The 16,033-nt window shown below is 71.0% G+C and carries 15 protein-coding genes; 12 read left to right on the top strand and 3 right to left on the bottom strand.

Annotated elements, in window-relative coordinates; translation table 11 throughout:
• Positions 1–20 precede the first annotated feature (20 nt).
• From LO931_RS07260 to pntB, 5 genes are all read left to right on the top strand, one after another.
• A complete protein-coding gene (locus LO931_RS07260; protein WP_229052613.1) occupies positions 21–815 on the top strand; it encodes an SDR family NAD(P)-dependent oxidoreductase in 795 nt (264 codons plus the stop codon).
• 91 nt (positions 816–906) lie between these two features.
• On the top strand, positions 907–3,216 hold the full coding sequence (locus LO931_RS07255; RefSeq protein ID WP_255657781.1) for a SpoIIE family protein phosphatase: 2,310 nt from the start codon (positions 907–909) through the stop codon (positions 3,214–3,216).
• Positions 3,213–3,581, top strand: a complete 369-nt coding sequence (locus LO931_RS07250; protein ID WP_229052611.1) for an STAS domain-containing protein — start codon at positions 3,213–3,215, stop codon at positions 3,579–3,581. The genes LO931_RS07255 and LO931_RS07250 overlap by 4 nt, the downstream gene beginning before the upstream one ends.
• A 183-nt stretch (positions 3,582–3,764) precedes the next feature.
• Positions 3,765–5,381, top strand: a complete 1,617-nt coding sequence (locus tag LO931_RS07245; protein WP_229052610.1) for a Re/Si-specific NAD(P)(+) transhydrogenase subunit alpha — start codon at positions 3,765–3,767, stop codon at positions 5,379–5,381.
• Between the two features lie 3 nt (positions 5,382–5,384).
• Positions 5,385–6,773 carry a Re/Si-specific NAD(P)(+) transhydrogenase subunit beta gene (gene pntB / locus LO931_RS07240; protein WP_229052609.1) on the top strand — a complete coding sequence of 463 codons (1,389 nt, stop codon included), beginning with the start codon at positions 5,385–5,387 and terminating at the stop codon, positions 6,771–6,773.
• 124 nt (positions 6,774–6,897) lie between these two features.
• Here pntB and LO931_RS07235 read toward each other — a convergent pair whose 3' ends face one another.
• Together LO931_RS07235 and upp are read right to left on the bottom strand one after the other, a co-directional pair.
• On the bottom strand, positions 6,898–7,218 hold the full coding sequence (locus LO931_RS07235) for a putative quinol monooxygenase (RefSeq protein WP_229052608.1): 321 nt from the start codon (positions 7,216–7,218) through the stop codon (positions 6,898–6,900).
• A gap of 87 nt (positions 7,219–7,305) precedes the next feature.
• A complete protein-coding gene (gene upp / locus LO931_RS07230) occupies positions 7,306–7,947 on the bottom strand; it encodes a uracil phosphoribosyltransferase (protein WP_229052607.1) in 642 nt (213 codons plus the stop codon).
• 101 nt (positions 7,948–8,048) lie between these two features.
• Here upp and LO931_RS07225 point away from each other — a divergent pair, with 101 nt between their 5' ends.
• Together LO931_RS07225 and LO931_RS07220 are read left to right on the top strand one after the other, a co-directional pair.
• Entirely contained in the window at positions 8,049–8,498 is a 450-nt protein-coding gene (locus LO931_RS07225) for a nucleoside deaminase (protein WP_255657779.1), read from the top strand.
• Positions 8,499–8,534: 36 nt separating this feature from the next.
• Positions 8,535–9,497, top strand: a complete 963-nt coding sequence (locus LO931_RS07220; RefSeq protein WP_229052606.1) for an MsnO8 family LLM class oxidoreductase — start codon at positions 8,535–8,537, stop codon at positions 9,495–9,497.
• Positions 9,498–9,500: 3 nt separating this feature from the next.
• On the opposite strand, the gene LO931_RS07215 is transcribed toward LO931_RS07220, so the two are convergent.
• Positions 9,501–9,890 carry a hypothetical protein gene (locus LO931_RS07215; protein ID WP_229052605.1) on the bottom strand — a complete coding sequence of 130 codons (390 nt, stop codon included), beginning with the start codon at positions 9,888–9,890 and terminating at the stop codon, positions 9,501–9,503.
• 213 nt (positions 9,891–10,103) lie between these two features.
• Between LO931_RS07215 and LO931_RS07210 the strand changes: the two genes are divergently transcribed.
• The 5 genes from LO931_RS07210 to LO931_RS07190 all read left to right on the top strand — a co-directional run bounded on the left by LO931_RS07210 (position 10,104) and on the right by LO931_RS07190 (position 16,000).
• Positions 10,104–11,171, top strand: a complete 1,068-nt coding sequence (locus LO931_RS07210) for a GNAT family N-acetyltransferase (protein WP_229052604.1) — start codon at positions 10,104–10,106, stop codon at positions 11,169–11,171.
• A gap of 92 nt (positions 11,172–11,263) precedes the next feature.
• Positions 11,264–12,373, top strand: a complete 1,110-nt coding sequence (locus LO931_RS07205) for an LLM class flavin-dependent oxidoreductase (RefSeq protein ID WP_229053105.1) — start codon at positions 11,264–11,266, stop codon at positions 12,371–12,373.
• Positions 12,370–12,975: a CE1759 family FMN reductase gene (locus LO931_RS07200; RefSeq protein ID WP_229052603.1), complete on the top strand. Its 606-nt coding sequence runs from the start codon at positions 12,370–12,372 to the stop codon at positions 12,973–12,975. The genes LO931_RS07205 and LO931_RS07200 overlap by 4 nt, the downstream gene beginning before the upstream one ends.
• A 70-nt stretch (positions 12,976–13,045) precedes the next feature.
• Positions 13,046–13,906, top strand: a complete 861-nt coding sequence (locus LO931_RS07195; RefSeq protein ID WP_229052602.1) for an aldo/keto reductase — start codon at positions 13,046–13,048, stop codon at positions 13,904–13,906.
• A gap of 210 nt (positions 13,907–14,116) precedes the next feature.
• Positions 14,117–16,000, top strand: coding sequence for an alkaline phosphatase (locus LO931_RS07190; protein WP_229052601.1), 1,884 nt, complete (start codon positions 14,117–14,119; stop codon positions 15,998–16,000).
• Positions 16,001–16,033 lie beyond the last annotated feature (33 nt).

Below are 16,033 nucleotides of genomic sequence, written 5' to 3'. Positions count from 1 at the left end.
GCGGGGCTACCGTGGCGAGCATGCAGATCGACCTCGCTGGACGCACCGCACTCGTGACCGGATCGACCCAGGGAATCGGGCTGGCGATCGCGATCGGCCTCGCCCGCGCCGGGGCGGTCGTCGCGGTCAACGGACGCTCGCCGGAGAAGGTCGCCGCGGCGGCAGAGACGGTCCGAGCCGAGAGCGGCGCGACCGCCGTGATCGAGGCGCCGGCCGACGTCACGACCGACGAGGGCACCGCTGCACTCCTGGCGACGGTCCCACACCTGGACGTGCTGATCAACAACCTCGGCATCTTCGAGGCCCGCCCGGCGCTCGAGATCGACGACGACGAGTGGCGGCGCTTCCTGGAGGTCAACGTGCTGACCGCAGTGCGACTCACGCGCAGCTACCTGCCCGGGATGATCGAGCGCGGATGGGGGCGAGTGCAGAACATCGCCAGCGACTCCGCCGTCGCGATCCCGGCCGAGATGATCCACTACGGCACGGGCAAGACGGCCCTGCTCGCCGTCTCGCGCGGCTTCGCGAAGGAGGCCGCCGGGACGGGCGTGACCGTGAACTCCGTCATCGCGGGACCCACCCACACCGGCGGTGTCGAGGAGTTCGTCCGGCAGCTCGTGGGCGACGACCTCCCGTGGGAGGAGGCGCAGCGCGAGTTCATGATCAAGCACCGGCCCGCCTCGCTGCTGCAGCGCCTGATCGAGCCGGAGGAGATCGCCAACCTCGTCACGTACCTGGCCTCGCCGCTCGCCTCGGCCACGACGGGTGCAGCCGTGCGGGTCGACGGGGGATACGTCGACTCGATCCTGCCCTGACGGGTCGGTCCGCGACCCCGTGAGGGGCACGGGTGCTGACGAACAGACCTCGACCGCCTAAGATCAAGCTACCGGTTGTGCACCCAGGCGGATGAAGACTCGAAGGGACCCTGTGAGCCTCCCCCTGTCGGAACACACGCCGGCGTACGAGACACCAAGTCTCAGCACGTGTGACCGCGAGCCGATCCACGTGCCTGGCGCGATCCAGCCGCACGGTCTGCTGCTCGCCGCCGACGTCGCGGAGCGGGTCGAGGTCGTCTCGGCGAACGCGCCGGAGATGCTGGGCCGGACCGTCGACGAGGTGCGTGGCCAGCAGCTGCACGACGTGATCGGACGCGAGGCCGCCGCCGCGGTGCGCCAGGCCATCGCCGACGACGACCTCTTCGTCGCCCGTCGCGTGCGGGTGCCCGGGGGTGGCCTGCTCGGGCGATCGGCCGTCGACGTCGTGGTGCACCACTCGGGCGACCGCATCGTGGTGGAGCTGGAGCCCGTCGGCGGAGCGGGCCAGGTCGTGTCGTACCGCACCGCCCGCACCGCGGTGGGCCGCCTCGCGCAGGCCCGGTCCGTCACCGAGCTGTGCGACCAGCTGGCCACCGAGATCCGCACGCTGACGGGCTTCGACCGCGTCATGGTGTACCGCTTCGACGAGCTCTGGAACGGTGAGGTGGTCGCCGAGGACCGGCGGCCCGACCTCAACTCGTTCCTCGGCCTGCACTACCCCTCGACCGACATCCCGGCGCAGGCGCGCCGCCTCTACACCGTCAACTGGACACGGCTGATCGCCGACATCGGCTACACCCCGGTGCCGCTCGACCCCGTGCTCGACCCGTCGACGGGCGAACCGCTCGACCTGTCGCACTCGACGCTGCGCAGCGTCTCGCCGATCCACGTCGAGTACCTGACCAACATGGGCGTCACGGCGTCGATGTCGGTCTCGATGATCTCCGAGGGACGCCTCTGGGGCCTCGTGGCGTGCCACCACTACTCGGGTCCGCACCACGTCTCCTTCGACGTGCGCAGCGCCACCGAGTTCCTCGGCCAGACCGGGTCGCAGCTGATCGAGGACCGCCAGCGGGCCGACAGCCGGATCGACGAGCTGCTGGCCACGACCGAGCTCTCGGCCCTGGTCACCCGCCTCGGCGCCGACAGCAGCCCGGTGCACGACGTGATGATGGCCGACCCCGCGACGCTCGACCTGGTGGGTGCCGGAGGTGCCGCCGTGTGGGTCAACGACCGCCTGCTGACCGCGGGGGTCGTGCCTGCGCCGGAGGACCTGCACCGCATCGCCGCGCTGCTGCGCTCCGACGACGGCTCGGCCACGGCCTCGAACCACCTGGCCGAGCTCGACCCGACGCTCGCCACGGTCTCCGACACCGCAGCCGGTGCGCTCGTCATCAGCAACAGCGCCGACCGCTGGATGATGTGGGTGCGCCCGGCCCAGCTGCACGTCGTCGACTGGGGCGGTGACCCGCGCAACAAGGAGCTCGCCGCTGCCGAGGGGCCTGACGTGCGACTCAGCCCGCGCAAGTCGTTCGACCGGTGGCGTGAGGTCGTCCGTGACCACAGCCAGCCGTGGGAGCCGTGGCAGCTCGAGGTCGCGAACCGCCTGCGCAGCACCGTCTCGCACGAGCTCGTGCGTCGTTCTCGCGAGCACATGGCCGTGGCGGAGTCGCTGCAACGGGCCATCGTGCCGGACGAGGCGCCCGAGCTGCCGGGCTTCGACCTCCTGGCGCGGTACCGGCCCGCGGCCGACATCCAGCTGGGTGGCGACTGGTGGGACGTCTTCGACCTCCCGGGCGGACGCGTGTGCCTCGTGGTGGGCGACGTCGCCGGCCACGGCGTGGAGGCGGCGACCGCGATGGCCCAGATCCGCACGGCCCTGCGCGCGTACGCCATCGACGGCTACTCGCCGGCGGCCACGCTGGACCGGCTCGACCACTTCGTCGCGGACGTGCTCCCGGGCCGCACCGCCACCGTGCTGATGGGGGTCGTCGACCTGGCCTCGGGCGCGGTCGAGCTGGCGAATGCCGGTCACCCGGCAGCTCTCGTGGTTCGCCCCGGCGCGGTCGAGCAGCAGCCCACGACCGGTCGTCCGCTCCTCGGGGCAGCCCTCGGCAACGCCCGCACCGACCGGCTGGTGCTGGCGCCGGGCGAGGTGCTGCTCCTGTTCACCGACGGCCTGGTCGAACGTCGGGGCGTCGTCCTGGACGAGTCCGTCGACCAGCTGCGCACCAGTGCTGCCGAGGTTCATCGTGACCGACCACTCGTCGACTGGGTGGATGGACTCCTCGAGGCCGTTCCGGGCACGATGGACGACGACCTGACCGTCGTTGCCCTGCGCCGCACCTCTGTTCCTGCACCCTCCGTCAACACACCGCCCGACCCGAAGGACCGCTCATGAGTGCACCACCCGCCGACGACACGAGTCGGGCTCCCCTCACCGTCTCGCGGGAGGAGCGCGACGGTCGCGTCGTGTTCGGTCTCGTCGGGGACATCGACCTGGAGACGTCGAGGCGTCTGCGCACCGACCTGCTCGAGGGCCTGCCCTCGGGCAACGAGGACGTCGTGGTCGACATGACCCGCGTCGACTTCATGGACTCCTCAGGCCTGGCCGCGCTGGTCGGAGCCTGGAAGGTCGTGCGCGACGCCGGCTCGTTCCGGGTCGCCGGCGCCAACTCCGTCGTGAAGCGGGTGCTGACGATCACGGGCATGGAGGACGTCTTCGACATCCACCCGGACCTCGAGTCGGCCCTGCGCTCCAGCTGACGGAGCACACCGGCCCACCCGAGGAACGCCACCCTCGGCGTGGGCGCCGACAGGGTCACCTCGTCGGCGACGAGGCTGTGGACGACGCACCGCAGCCGCGGATCCGGCCCTCCGTGACGCTCGGCGTGTGACGCGCGTCGCACCGACGTCCGGCCCCGATTACAAACGGGTAACGTTCGCCGAATGACAGACGAGATCGAGTCGCAGGAGACCGCGCCCGGCGCGGCACCTGACACAGCACCCGATAGCAGCGCAGGCCCCGAGATCGGCTCCGTCATCGGAGTCGTCACGGAGACCGCGCCCGGCGAGACCCGGGTGGCGGGAACGCCGGCCACGGTCGTCCAGCTGGTCAAGATCGGCTACCGCGTCGTCGTCGAGTCGGGGGCCGGCGCGAAGTCGGCCTTCACCGACGACGCGTACGCCGAGGCCGGAGCCGAGGTCACCGACACGGCCACGGCCTGGGGCGCCGACGTGGTGCTGAAGGTCAACGCGCCGAGCACGGGGGAGATCGCCCAGCTCAAGGACGACGCGGTCGTGGCGAGCTTCATCGCCCCGGCGCTGAACCCCGAGCTCCTCGCCGCGCTGTCGCAGCGCAGCCTGACGGTGCTCGCGATGGACGCCGTCCCGCGCATCTCGCGCGCGCAGTCGATGGACGTGCTGAGCTCGATGGCGAACATCGCGGGCTACCGCGCCGTCGTCGAGGCCGCCCACGAGTTCGGCCGCTTCTTCACGGGCCAGGTCACCGCCGCGGGCAAGGTCCCGCCGGCGAAGGTGCTCGTCGCGGGCGCCGGCGTGGCCGGCCTGGCCGCGATCGGCGCCGCGTCGAGCCTCGGTGCCGTCGTGCGCGCCACCGACCCGCGCCCCGAGGTCGCCGACCAGGTCAAGTCGATCGGCGGCGAGTACCTCAAGGTGGACGTCGAGGTCGAGGAGTCGACCGACGGCTACGCCAAGGCCACGAGCGAGGACTACGACCGCCGCGCCGCGGAGATCTACTCCGAGCAGGCCGCCGACGTCGACATCGTCATCACGACCGCGCTGATCCCCGGCCGCGCCGCGCCTCGCCTGCTGACCGAGGCCGACATCGCCTCGATGAAGCCGGGCAGCGTCGTGGTCGACATGGCCGCGGCGCAGGGCGGCAACGTCGCCGGCTCCGTCGCGGGCGAGAAGGTCGTCACCGCCAACGGGGTCACGATCCTCGGCTACACCGACCTGGCGGGCCGCCTGCCCACGCAGGCCTCGCAGCTCTACGGCACGAACCTCGTGAACCTGCTCAAGCTGCTGACGCCCGAGAAGGACGGCCGCCTCGTCCTGGACTTCGAGGACGTCGTGCAGCGCGGCGTGACGGTGGTGCGTGACGGTGAGACCACGTGGCCCCCACCGGCCGTGCAGGTCTCCGCGGCCCCGGCTGCCGCCCCCGCCAAGGCTCCCGAGCCGGTGCCGGAGAAGGCCAAGGCCACCCCGCTCGCGAAGGGCCTGCTGATCGCGGTCGGCGTGCTCGCGCTGTTCCTCGTGAACGCGTTCGCGCCGCAGCCGCTGCCGCAGCACTTCACCGTGCTGGTGCTCTCGATCGTGATCGGCTACTACGTGATCGGCAAGGTGCACCACGCGCTGCACACGCCGCTCATGAGCGTCACGAACGCGATCAGCGGCATCATCGTGGTCGGCGCCCTCGTGCAGATCACGAGCGACGACCTCGCGATCCAGCTGCTCGCGTTCGTCGCCGTGCTGCTGGCCAGCATCAACGTCTTCGGCGGTTTCGCCGTGACCCGACGCATGCTCAGCATGTTCTCGAAGGGCTGATCCATGACTGTCGAATCTGCCGCCACAGCGGCCTACATCGTCGCGGCCCTGCTCTTCATCCTGAGCCTGGCCGGACTGAGCAAGCACGAGACCGCCCGGTCGGGCGTCGTCTTCGGCATCGCGGGCATGACGATCGCCCTGGGTGCCACGATCATCGCCGCGATCGACGGCGCCGAGGCGCTCGGCATCGTGCTGCTGCTGGTCGCCGTCGCGATCGGTGGCGCGATCGGCCTCTGGCGAGCCCGCATCGTCGAGATGACCGGCATGCCCGAGCTCATCGCCCTGCTGCACAGCTTCGTCGGCCTCGCCGCGGTGCTCGTCGGCTGGAACGGCTACCTCGAGCACGGCTCGTTCCCGTCGCAGTCGCTGGAGGACATCCACAACGCCGAGGTCTTCATCGGCGTGTTCATCGGTGCCGTGACGTTCACGGGATCGATCGTCGCCAACCTCAAGCTGTCGGCGAAGATCAGCTCTGCGCCGCTCGTGCTGCCCGGCAAGAACCTGCTGAACCTGGGTGCCCTCGGCCTGTTCGTCGTGCTGACGGTCTGGTTCGTCATCAGCCCCGCGCTGTGGCTGCTGATCCTCGTGACGATCGTGGCGCTGGCGCTCGGCTGGCACCTCGTGGCCTCGATCGGCGGCGGCGACATGCCGGTCGTCGTGTCGATGCTCAACAGCTACTCGGGCTGGGCGGCCGCCGCGGCGGGCTTCCTGCTCAACAACGACCTGCTGATCGTCACAGGCGCCCTCGTCGGCTCGTCGGGTGCGTACCTGAGCTACATCATGTGCAAGGCGATGAACCGCTCGTTCATCTCCGTCATCGCCGGCGGCTTCGGCATCGAGGCCAAGGGCGGCGACGACACCGAGTACGGCGAGCACCGCGAGATCACCGCGCAGGACACCGCGGAGCTGCTCACGAACGCCTCGAGCGTCATCATCACGCCGGGCTACGGCATGGCGGTCGCGCAGGCGCAGTACCCGGTCGCCGACCTCACCAAGAAGCTGCGCGAGCGCGGCGTCGAGGTGCGCTTCGGCATCCACCCGGTCGCAGGTCGTCTGCCCGGCCACATGAACGTGCTGCTGGCCGAGGCCAAGGTGCCGTACGACATCGTGCTCGAGATGGACGAGATCAACGACGACTTCGCGTCGACGTCGGTCGTGCTGGTCATCGGCGCCAACGACACGGTCAACCCGGCCGCGTCCGAGGACCCGAGCAGCCCCATCGCCGGCATGCCCGTGCTGCACGTGTGGGAGGCCGAGAACGTCATCGTGTTCAAGCGCTCGATGGCCGCCGGCTACGCGGGCGTGCAGAACCCGCTGTTCTTCCGCGACAACACGCAGATGCTGTTCGGTGACGCGAAGGACCGCGTCGAGGACATCCTCCGCGCGCTCTGACCCGATTCCGGGCCGGCAGGGTTTCGAGGCTCGTCGCTGGAGCTCCTCGCACCTCAACCACCGGTGGTTGAGGTGCGAGGCCGTTCGCGGCCGAGCCTCGAAACCTCAGCTCAGCCAGCAGTGCTCAGTCGACCGCGAGCTCGCCGAGCTCGGACCAGCCGTCGATCGGCAGGACGCCGTTGATGATGCGCGGCGTCTCCTCCAGGTAGGGCGGCAGGTCGGCCTGCGCCTGCTTGAAGTGGTCGCTGTTCACGTGCGCTCCGGCGGCGTCGTCGTCGAAGGCCTCGAGCAGCACGTACTCCTGCGGGTCCTCGATGCTGCGCGACCAGTCGTACCAGTGGTTCCCCGGCTCGGCGCGGGTCGCCTCGGTGAACGCGCGGGCGATCTCGGGCCAGTTGTCGGCGTGCTCGGCCTTCACGCGGAACTTGGCGGTGATGACGATCATGAGGGGCCTTTCGTCTGCGGGATGTTTCGTCCTCAGACTGTCAGGCGGTTGGTGCGGCGGCACGTGGGAACGCGCGCGGGAGCGCGATCAGTCGACGACACCGTAGAGACGGTCGCCGGCGTCACCGAGGCCGGGAACGATGTAGCCGTTCTCGTCGAGGCGGTCGTCGACCCCCGCGACCACGAGGTTCACGGGAACGCCGATGCTCTGCAGCTCGCGCTCGATGCGCTCGATGCCCTCGGGTGCGGCGAGCAGGCAGACCGCGGTGATGTGGTCGGCGCCGCGCTTCACGAGGAAGCCGATCGCCGCGGCCAGCGACCCGCCCGTGGCGAGCATCGGGTCGAGCACGTAGCACTGGCGACCGGAGAGGTCGTCCGGCAGACGCTCCGCGTAGGTGTCGGCCTCGAGCGTCTCCTCGTTGCGGATCATGCCCAGGAACCCGACCTCGGCGGTGGGCAGCAGGCGCTGCATGCCCTCGAGCATGCCGAGCCCGGCCCGCAGGATCGGCACGACGAGCGGCCGCGGCTCGGAGAGCCTGACCCCCGTCGCGGCCGCGACCGGCGTGCGCACCTCGACCGGCTCGACCCGGACGTCACGCGTCGCCTCGTAGGCGAGCAGCGTCACGAGCTCCTCGGCGAGACGCCGGAAGGTCGGGGAGTCGGTGCGCTCGTCGCGCAGCACGGTGAGCTTGTGCGAGATGAGCGGATGGTCGGCGACGTGGACCTGCATGGGTCCGAGGGTAGTGGCTGACGAGGCCTCGAGGCTCGCGCCGCAGGCGGCACTCGCACCTCAGCCACCGGACAGGCCCGGGGTTCTGGGACGATCGGGGGATGGACCACGTGGCGGCGATGCGACTCGCGCTCGACGAGGCGCGTGCCGCCCTGGCGACCGGCGACGTGCCCGTGGGTGCGGTCGTGCTCGACCCGGAGGGCACGGTGATCAGCCGCGGACGCAACACCCGCGAGCGCGATGCCGACCCCACGGGCCACGCCGAGGTGGTTGCGATCCGGGAGGCGGCCCGCGCCCGGGGCGAGTGGCGCCTCGAGGGCTGCACGCTCGTCGTCACGCTGGAGCCGTGCACGATGTGTGCCGGGGCGGTCGTCGCCGCCCGCGTCGGCACGCTCGTCTTCGGAGCCTGGGACGACAAGGCCGGAGCCGTCGGCTCGCTGTGGGACGTCGTCCGCGACCGTCGCCTCAACCACCGCCCGCAGGTCGTGTCGGAGGTGCTGGCCGAGGAGTCCGGGGCGTTGCTCCGGGAGTTCTTCGCAGCGCAGCGCTGAGGGAACAGCCGTCGTCCGAGCGCCGTTGACCCAGGTGTGAGGCTCTCGCTGCTGGACCGCTCCCGGACCCGCGCGGGCCGCCCCGAGGCCGAGGGCCTGACCGGGTCGGTCGAGCGTGCCGTGCACGCCGAGCAGCTCGGCCTCGACCGGTTCTGGGTCGCCGAGCACCACGCCGTGCCAGGCATCGCGAGCGGCGCCCCGGCCGTGCTGCTCGCGGCGGTGGGCGCGGCGACGTCCCGCATCCGCATAGGCTCCGGCGGCGTGATGCTGCCCAACCACCAGCCGCTCGTGGTGGCCGAGCAGTTCGCGATGCTCGAGGCCCTGCACCCGGGCCGCGTCGACCTGGGCGTCGGCCGGTCGCTCGGCTTCACGCCTCCCGTGCGGGCTGCGCTGCGGGCGACGGAGTACGACACCTACGAGGGCGACCTGGTCGAGCTGCTCGACCTGGTGGCCGGCACCGCCGCCGTGACCGCCCACCCCGTGGTCGATCCGGTGCGGGTCTCGCTGCTCGCGACGGGCCGCGGCACCGAGGTGGCGGCGCGGTTCGGCCTGCCCGTCGTGGTGGGAGGACCCGTGCTGTGGGGCGACGAGCTCGACGACGTCCTGGGCGGCTACCGGCGTGCCTTCCGCCCCAGTCGGCATGCAGCCGAGCCGCACGTGACGGTCTCGCTCGACGTCACGGTGGCGGCCGACGACGCCACCGCCAAGGAGCTCGCGCTGCCCGAGGCGTGGGCCATGGCGCGCTCTCGCGAGACCGGTGCGTTCCCCGCACTGGAGTCGGTCGAGGCGATCCGTGAGCAGCCGTGGTCCCAGCAGACGCGCCGCCGCGTCGAGCGCTCGCTCGACCAGGCCGTGGCCGGGTCGCCCGCCACGGTGCGGGCGGCGCTCGCCGACCTCGCAGCGCGCACCGGTGCCGACGAGCTCATGGCGTCGACCTCGACGCACGACCGTGACGCGCTGTTCGAGTCGGACCGCCTGCTGCGCGACGTCGTGGGGTAGGGGTCAGGCGTCGGTGGGGGCGCCGAGGGCCGGCAGCCGCGTGGCCAGGTCGTAGACCCGCGCCTCGAGTGCTGTGACCCGGCCCTCGAGCACGACGAACCGGGAGTCGATCGCGGCGAACCCGGCGCGCATCTCGGCCCGCAGCGAGTCCTCGACGTGGTCGATTTTCGCGTACACGCGATCAAACTTCGCGTCGAACTTCCCGTCGACCGCGTCGATCTTGGCGTCGAGCCTGGCTTCGAGCGCGTCGATCCTGTCGTCAAACTTCTGCTCGAGCCGGTCGATGCGGTCGCCCAGCTCCGTGAGGCCGTGGCGCAGGTACGCGACGACGGCCAGGGACGTGGCGAGGAACGTCACGAGGGTGACGAGCTGCTCGGCGTCCATGACCACCATCCCTCCAGTGTGCAGCGGGGATGGCCTCGACGGTAGGGGCCGCGGAGGACACCTCGTGACCTCCGCGGTCTGGCCTGTGGACGAACAGGCGCTGGGGACGAGCGGCCGGATGAGACGCCCCGCGGAGTGACGAGGCCCTCGACGCGTGGGTCGCGACGCACCCGGAGGCCCGGCAGTCGTGGCCGGCCCGCCCCGCGGTGGCATGGTCGAGGGATGAGCGCCGCGGTCAGTCCCGATATCCGTCCGATCACGGCCGATGTCGCCGTGGGCGCGGATGCGCCGGCGAACGCCGAGTTCCGCGAGCTCGTCGCCCTCCGCAACGCCGTCGAGGCGGACACGATGGGCACGTCGGCCCTGAACCTCTCGGTCGAGGAGCTGCTGCCCGCCCTGACCGACACCGCGCTGCGGCGGTACCTCCACGTCGGCGCCTGGGTGGGCGGCGAGCTGGTGGGTCGTGGCCTGGTGATCCTCCCGAGTGACGAGGGCAGCGCCGTGGCCCGCACCCTGGTCGACGTTCTGCCTGCTCACCGCGGGGCCGGCATCGGGTCGGCGCTGCTGGCCGAGGTGGAGCGGATGGCGGCTGCCGAGGGACGCGCGGTCTTGCAGGTCGACGTGGCGCACCGAGCGTCCGAGGGCGGTGAGCGCCTCGCCTCCCCGACCGGGTTCGGCGACGTGCCAGCAGCGGATCCCGGGGCCCGGTTCCTCCTGGCGCACGGGTACCGGCTCGAGCAGGTGCTGCGGGTGAGCCGGCTCGACCTTGACGTCACGATGCCGGAGATCCCTTCGGTGGAGGACGAGTTCGCGCTGCACGCCTGGGTGGGGGCCACTCCGCCTCCGTGGCTCGAGGACGTGGCGGTGCTCAAGACGGCGATGAGCACGGCGGTGCCGTCCGGTGAGCTGACGGTCTCCGAGACCGTCTGGACCGCCGGCGACGTGCAGGACCGTGACGCGCGCCAGCGGCGTCGCGGCCGCGTGCTCCTGACCGTGGTGGCCGAGCACCGGCCGTCGGGGCGGTTGGTGGGCATCACCGAGATCGAGGTCCCGGCCGACGACCGCCCTGCGTTCCAGGAGGACACCCTCGTGCTGCCGGAGCACCGCGGCCACGCGCTCGGATTGCGTCTCAAGGTGCGCAATCTCCACGAGCTGCGCCGGCACGCGCCGGGCACCTCCACGGTCCTGACATTCAACGCCGAGGAGAACAGGCCGATGCTGACGGTCAACGAGGCGATGGGCTTTCGTGCGATGGCTCACGAAGGGTCCTGGGAGAAGCACGCGCGGTGACCGTGCGGGACAATAGAGGCATCGGGAATGAATCACGCGGTCAATGTGGTTGAAACTTGTACAACCTTCCGTAGGAGCGCACCATGACCAGCATGCAGTTCGGCATCTTCACCGTCGGCGACGTGACCCGCGACCCCGTGCAGGGCACCACGCTCAGCGAGCACGAGCGCATCCGGAACACGGTCGAGATCGCCAAGAAGGCCGAGGAGGTGGGCCTCGACGTCTTCGCGACCGGTGAGCACCACAACCCGCCGTTCGTGCCGTCGAGCCCGACCACGACGCTCGCCTACATCGGCGCCCAGACCGAGAAGATCCTGCTCTCGACGTCGACGACGCTCATCACGACCAACGACCCGGTCAAGCTCGCCGAGGACTACGCCACGCTGCAGCACCTCGTCGACGGCCGCATGGACCTGATGCTCGGCCGCGGCAACACCGCGCCCGTCTACCCGTGGTTCGGCTACGACGGCAGCAAGGCCGTGGAGCTCACGATCGAGCACTACCAGCTGCTGCGCCGCCTCTGGGAGGAGGACGTCGTGACCTGGGAGGGTAAGTTCCGCACCTCGCTGCAGAGCTTCACCGCCACGCCCCGCCCGCTCGACGGCGTCGCGCCCTTCGTGTGGCACGGCTCGATCCGCACGCCCGAGGTCGCCGAGCTGGCCGCCTACTACGGCGACGGCTACTTCGCGAACAACATCTTCTGGCCGAAGGAGCACTACATCCGGCTGATCAACTTCTACCGCCAGCGCTACGCGCACTACGGCCACGGCGAGCCGCACCAGGCCGTCGTCGGTCTCGGCGGGCAGTTCTTCATGCGCAAGAACAGCCAGGACGCGGTCAACGAGTTCCGTCCGTACTTCGACAACGCCCCGGTCTACGGCCACGGCCCGTCGATGGAGGACTTCACGGAGCAGACGCCGCTGACGGTCGGCAGCCCGCAGCAGTTCATCGAGAAGACCCTGACGTTCGCGGACTTCTTCGGCGACTACCAGCGCCAGCTGTTCCTCGTCGACCACGCCGGTCTTCCGCAGAAGATCGTGCTCGAGCAGCTCGACCTGCTCGGCGAGGTCCTGCCGACCCTGCGCGCCGAGTTCGACGCGCGTCGTCCGGCCGACGTGCCGGACGCGCCGACCCACGCCGCCCGCGTGGCGGCTCGTGACGCGGCGAACGCGACCGAGGGTGTGGAGCAGGTGTCGGCATGACGAGGGTCGTCGTGGTCTCGGCGGGGGTGAGCGACGCGTCGAGCAGCACGTTGCTCGCCCAGCAGATCGCCTCGGCGATCGGGCGGGCCGACGCGCAGGTCTCGATCGAGTCGGTCGAGCTGCGGCCCCTGTCGCACGACGTGATCGACGCGTCGATCACGGGCTTCGCGTCGCCCCGGCTGCAGCACGTGCACGACCTGCTGGCGCAGGCCGACGGCGTGGTCGTCGTGACCCCGATCTACAAGGCGTCGTACACGGGTCTGTTCAAGGCCTTCTTCGACGCGCTCGAGCAGGACGTGCTGGTGGGCAAGGTCGTGCTGCTGGCCGCCACCGGCGGCACGGCGCGGCACTCGCTGGCGCTGGACTACGCGATGCGTCCGCTGTTCGCGTACCTGCAGAGCGTCGTCGTGCCCACGGGCGTCTTCGCCTCCCCGCACGACTGGGGCAGCGAGGGCTCCGGGGCCCTGACGTCACGCGTGGAGCGCGCGGTGGACGAGCTGCTCTCGCTGCTCGGCGGCACCGGATCGGGCCGCTCCTCCAGCGACGACATCGACCTGTTCAGCGAGACGATGCTGAGCATCTCGGACCCGCGCCGCGACTAGACCGCACGGGCGGAAGCATCCTCGCGCCGGGCACGTTGGACCTGACGTACCCCAATCTCGAGGAGCGAGCATGAACCAGCCCACCGCATCCGCCGCAGGCACCTTCACGCTGGGTGGTGACCTCACGGTCAACCGCCTCGGCTACGGCGCCATGCAGATCACGGGCGACGGGGTCTGGGGGTGGCCGGAGGACCGCGACGGGGCGATCGCCGTGCTGCGCCGCGCGGCCGAGCTCGGCGTGACCCTGTTCGACACCGCCGACTCCTACGGCCCCACGGTCTCCGAGGAGCTGATCAAGGAGGCCCTGCACCCCTACGCCGACGACGTCGTGATCGCGACGAAGGCCGGTCTGACCCGCACGGGACCCGGCGAGTGGATCCCGGTCGGTCGCCCGGCCTACCTGAAGCAGCAGGTCGAGCTGAGCCTGCGCCGCCTCGGCCTGGAGCGCATCGACCTGATCCAGCTGCACCGCATCGACGCCGAGGTGCCGATCGCCGACCAGGTCGGCGCGTTCAAGGAGCTGCAGGACGAGGGCAAGGTGCGGCACATCGGCCTCAGCGAGGTCGACGTCGACCAGCTCAAGGAGGCGCAGAAGACGGCCGAGATCGTCTCGGTGCAGAACCTCTACAACCTGGCGCACCGCGACGCGCAGGACCTGCTCGACCACTGCGCCGCTCAGGGCATCGCGTTCATCCCGTGGTTCCCGCTCGCGACGGGTCAGCTCTCCGCGAGCGACGGCCCGCTCACCGAGCTGGCGAAGGACCACGGCACCAGCCCCTCCCAGCTCGCGCTGGCCTGGCTGCTGCACCGCTCGCCGGTCGTGCTGCCCATCCCGGGCACCAAGAGCGTCGACCACCTCGAGGACAACGTGGCCGCCGCGGCGCTCGAGCTGAGCGCGGACGAGGTGGAGGCGCTGACCGCCGCCGTCTGAGAGCCGCTGCCGATGGTTGCGCGTCGAACCCAGGGTTCTATGCGTACCCACAGGTAGTTCACCCCCCGGTCGCCGACCGGGGGGTTCTGCTTTCCCTCCGCTCGACAGCGTGGGCGCGTGCTCGGGGGGTCTGAGCACCGCCCTCCGGTGCGTCTGGGAGCTCCCCCGAGCCGTGTCTGAAGTTCGCCCATCCCCACAGAAGAGGAACCGATGAACCACAGCGCGTTCGGGCGGAACACCCGCCGGATCGTCCTGACCAGCATCGCCGGGCTCGCCGTCGGCGTCGCCCCGCTGGTCTCCGCCACCGCCCAGGAGGCGCCCGCCGCCCCCTCGGCACCCAAGAACGTCATCGTCCTGATCTCCGACGGTGCCGGCTACAACCAGTTCGACGCCGCGCGTCTCTACGAGACCGGCCAGAGCTACCAGCAGGTCACCGTCGACCCGGCCACCGGCGCTGTCACGCACAGCGACGCGAACCCGTCCGAGGTCTACGACTCCTACCCCGTCCAGGTGGGCCTGTCGCACTACTCGGCCAACGGCCGCGCGGACTACGTGACCGAGAGCGCCTGGAGCGACTTCGGCTGGGTCGGCTCCGGCGCCACGGACTCCGCTGCCGCCGCCACCGCGCTCGGCACGGGCGTCAAGACCAACAACGGCGTGATCGGCTTCGACCCGCAGGGCAACCGGCTCCTGACGGTCGGTGAGCAGGCGCAGGCCGCGGGCAAGAAGGTCGGCCTCGTGACCGACGTGCCCTTCAACCACGCGACGCCGGCCGGGTTCATCGCCCACAACGGCAACCGCAACGACTACCACGGTCTGGCGACCGAGATGATCGACAGCGGCGCCGACGTCATCATCGGCGGCGGCCACCCGAACTACACCGACGCCAACCGCTCGCGCTCGTCGCACTTCGGCTCGGGCTCGTGGATCTCGCAGAACGACTTCACCCGCCTCGTCGGTGGCCAGACGCCGTTCACGTTCATCGACAGCAAGAACCAGTTCGAGCAGGTCGCCAATGGCCAGAACGTGCCCGAAAAGCTCTTCGGCCTCGCCCGCGTGGCCGAGACGTTCCAGTACAACCGTCCGGGCCTGGCCAACAAGGACGTCGCTCCGTACAGCGACCCGGCCAACACCGACGTCCCCTCGCTGCCGACCGCGGCGAAGGCGGCGCTGAACGTGCTCGAGACCGACGAGGACGGCTTCTTCCTGATGGTCGAGGCCGGCGCCGTCGACTGGGCCGGCCACGCGAACCAGACCACGCGTCTCGTGGAGGAGCAGGTCAGCTTCAACGACACGGTCGAGGCCGTGAACACGTGGGTCGAGGAGAACAGCAGCTGGGACGAGACGCTCGTCATCGTCACGGCCGACCACGAGACCGGCTACCTCGCCGGTCCGGGTGCCGGCCCCGGCACGGGCTGGACGCCGCTGACCGGTGACGCCGGCGCGCTGCCGAACGTCTCGTGGCACTCCGGTGGTCACACCAACGCGATCGTGCCGTTCTTCGCCAAGGGTGCGGGCTCGGAGGTCCTCCAGGACCGCGCGGCGAGCTGGGACCTGGTGCGCGGCGCGTACCTCGACAACACCGACGTGGGCAAGACGATCTTCGACCTCATCGGTCACGCCGAGTCGGCGAGCACCGCGGGCTACGGCCTCGAGGCGACCATCCCGCTGACCCCCGCGGGCCAGCTGAGCCTCGCGCTCCCGGGCGCCGGCTCGACGATCGCGTTCGAGGGCGACGGCAGCGAGCAGAGCGCGAAGCTGCCCGAGGTCCTGGTCAACGACTCGCGCAACGAGGCGCAGGCGCAGGGCAAGGGATGGACGCTGTCCGGCTCGGCGACGTCGTTCGTCGCGGGCAACCGCTCGTTCGGCGCCGACGCGCTGTCGTGGCTGCCGCGCGTGCTCGCCTCGCAGGGCGGCGCGACTGCCGGCGGCACCGCCACGCTCGAGGCTCCGGCCACGCTGGCCGAGTCGGACCGTCTGTCCCGCGTGGGCACGACGACCGTCGACGCCGACCTCGACCTGTCGGTCCCGGCCGACGCCGAGGCGGGTCGCTACGGCAGCGAGATCACGCTGACGCTGTTCCCGAAGGACTGACCCACAAGGTCTGAGTCCTTCGCGGCGCCGGGG

The sequence above is a fragment of the Aeromicrobium sp. Leaf350 genome (assembly GCF_916858655.1).
GTDB lineage: Bacteria > Actinomycetota > Actinomycetes > Propionibacteriales > Nocardioidaceae > Aeromicrobium.
The sequence above is the reverse complement of the archived record's forward strand: the minus strand, read 5'-3'. Positions and strand labels throughout refer to the sequence as shown.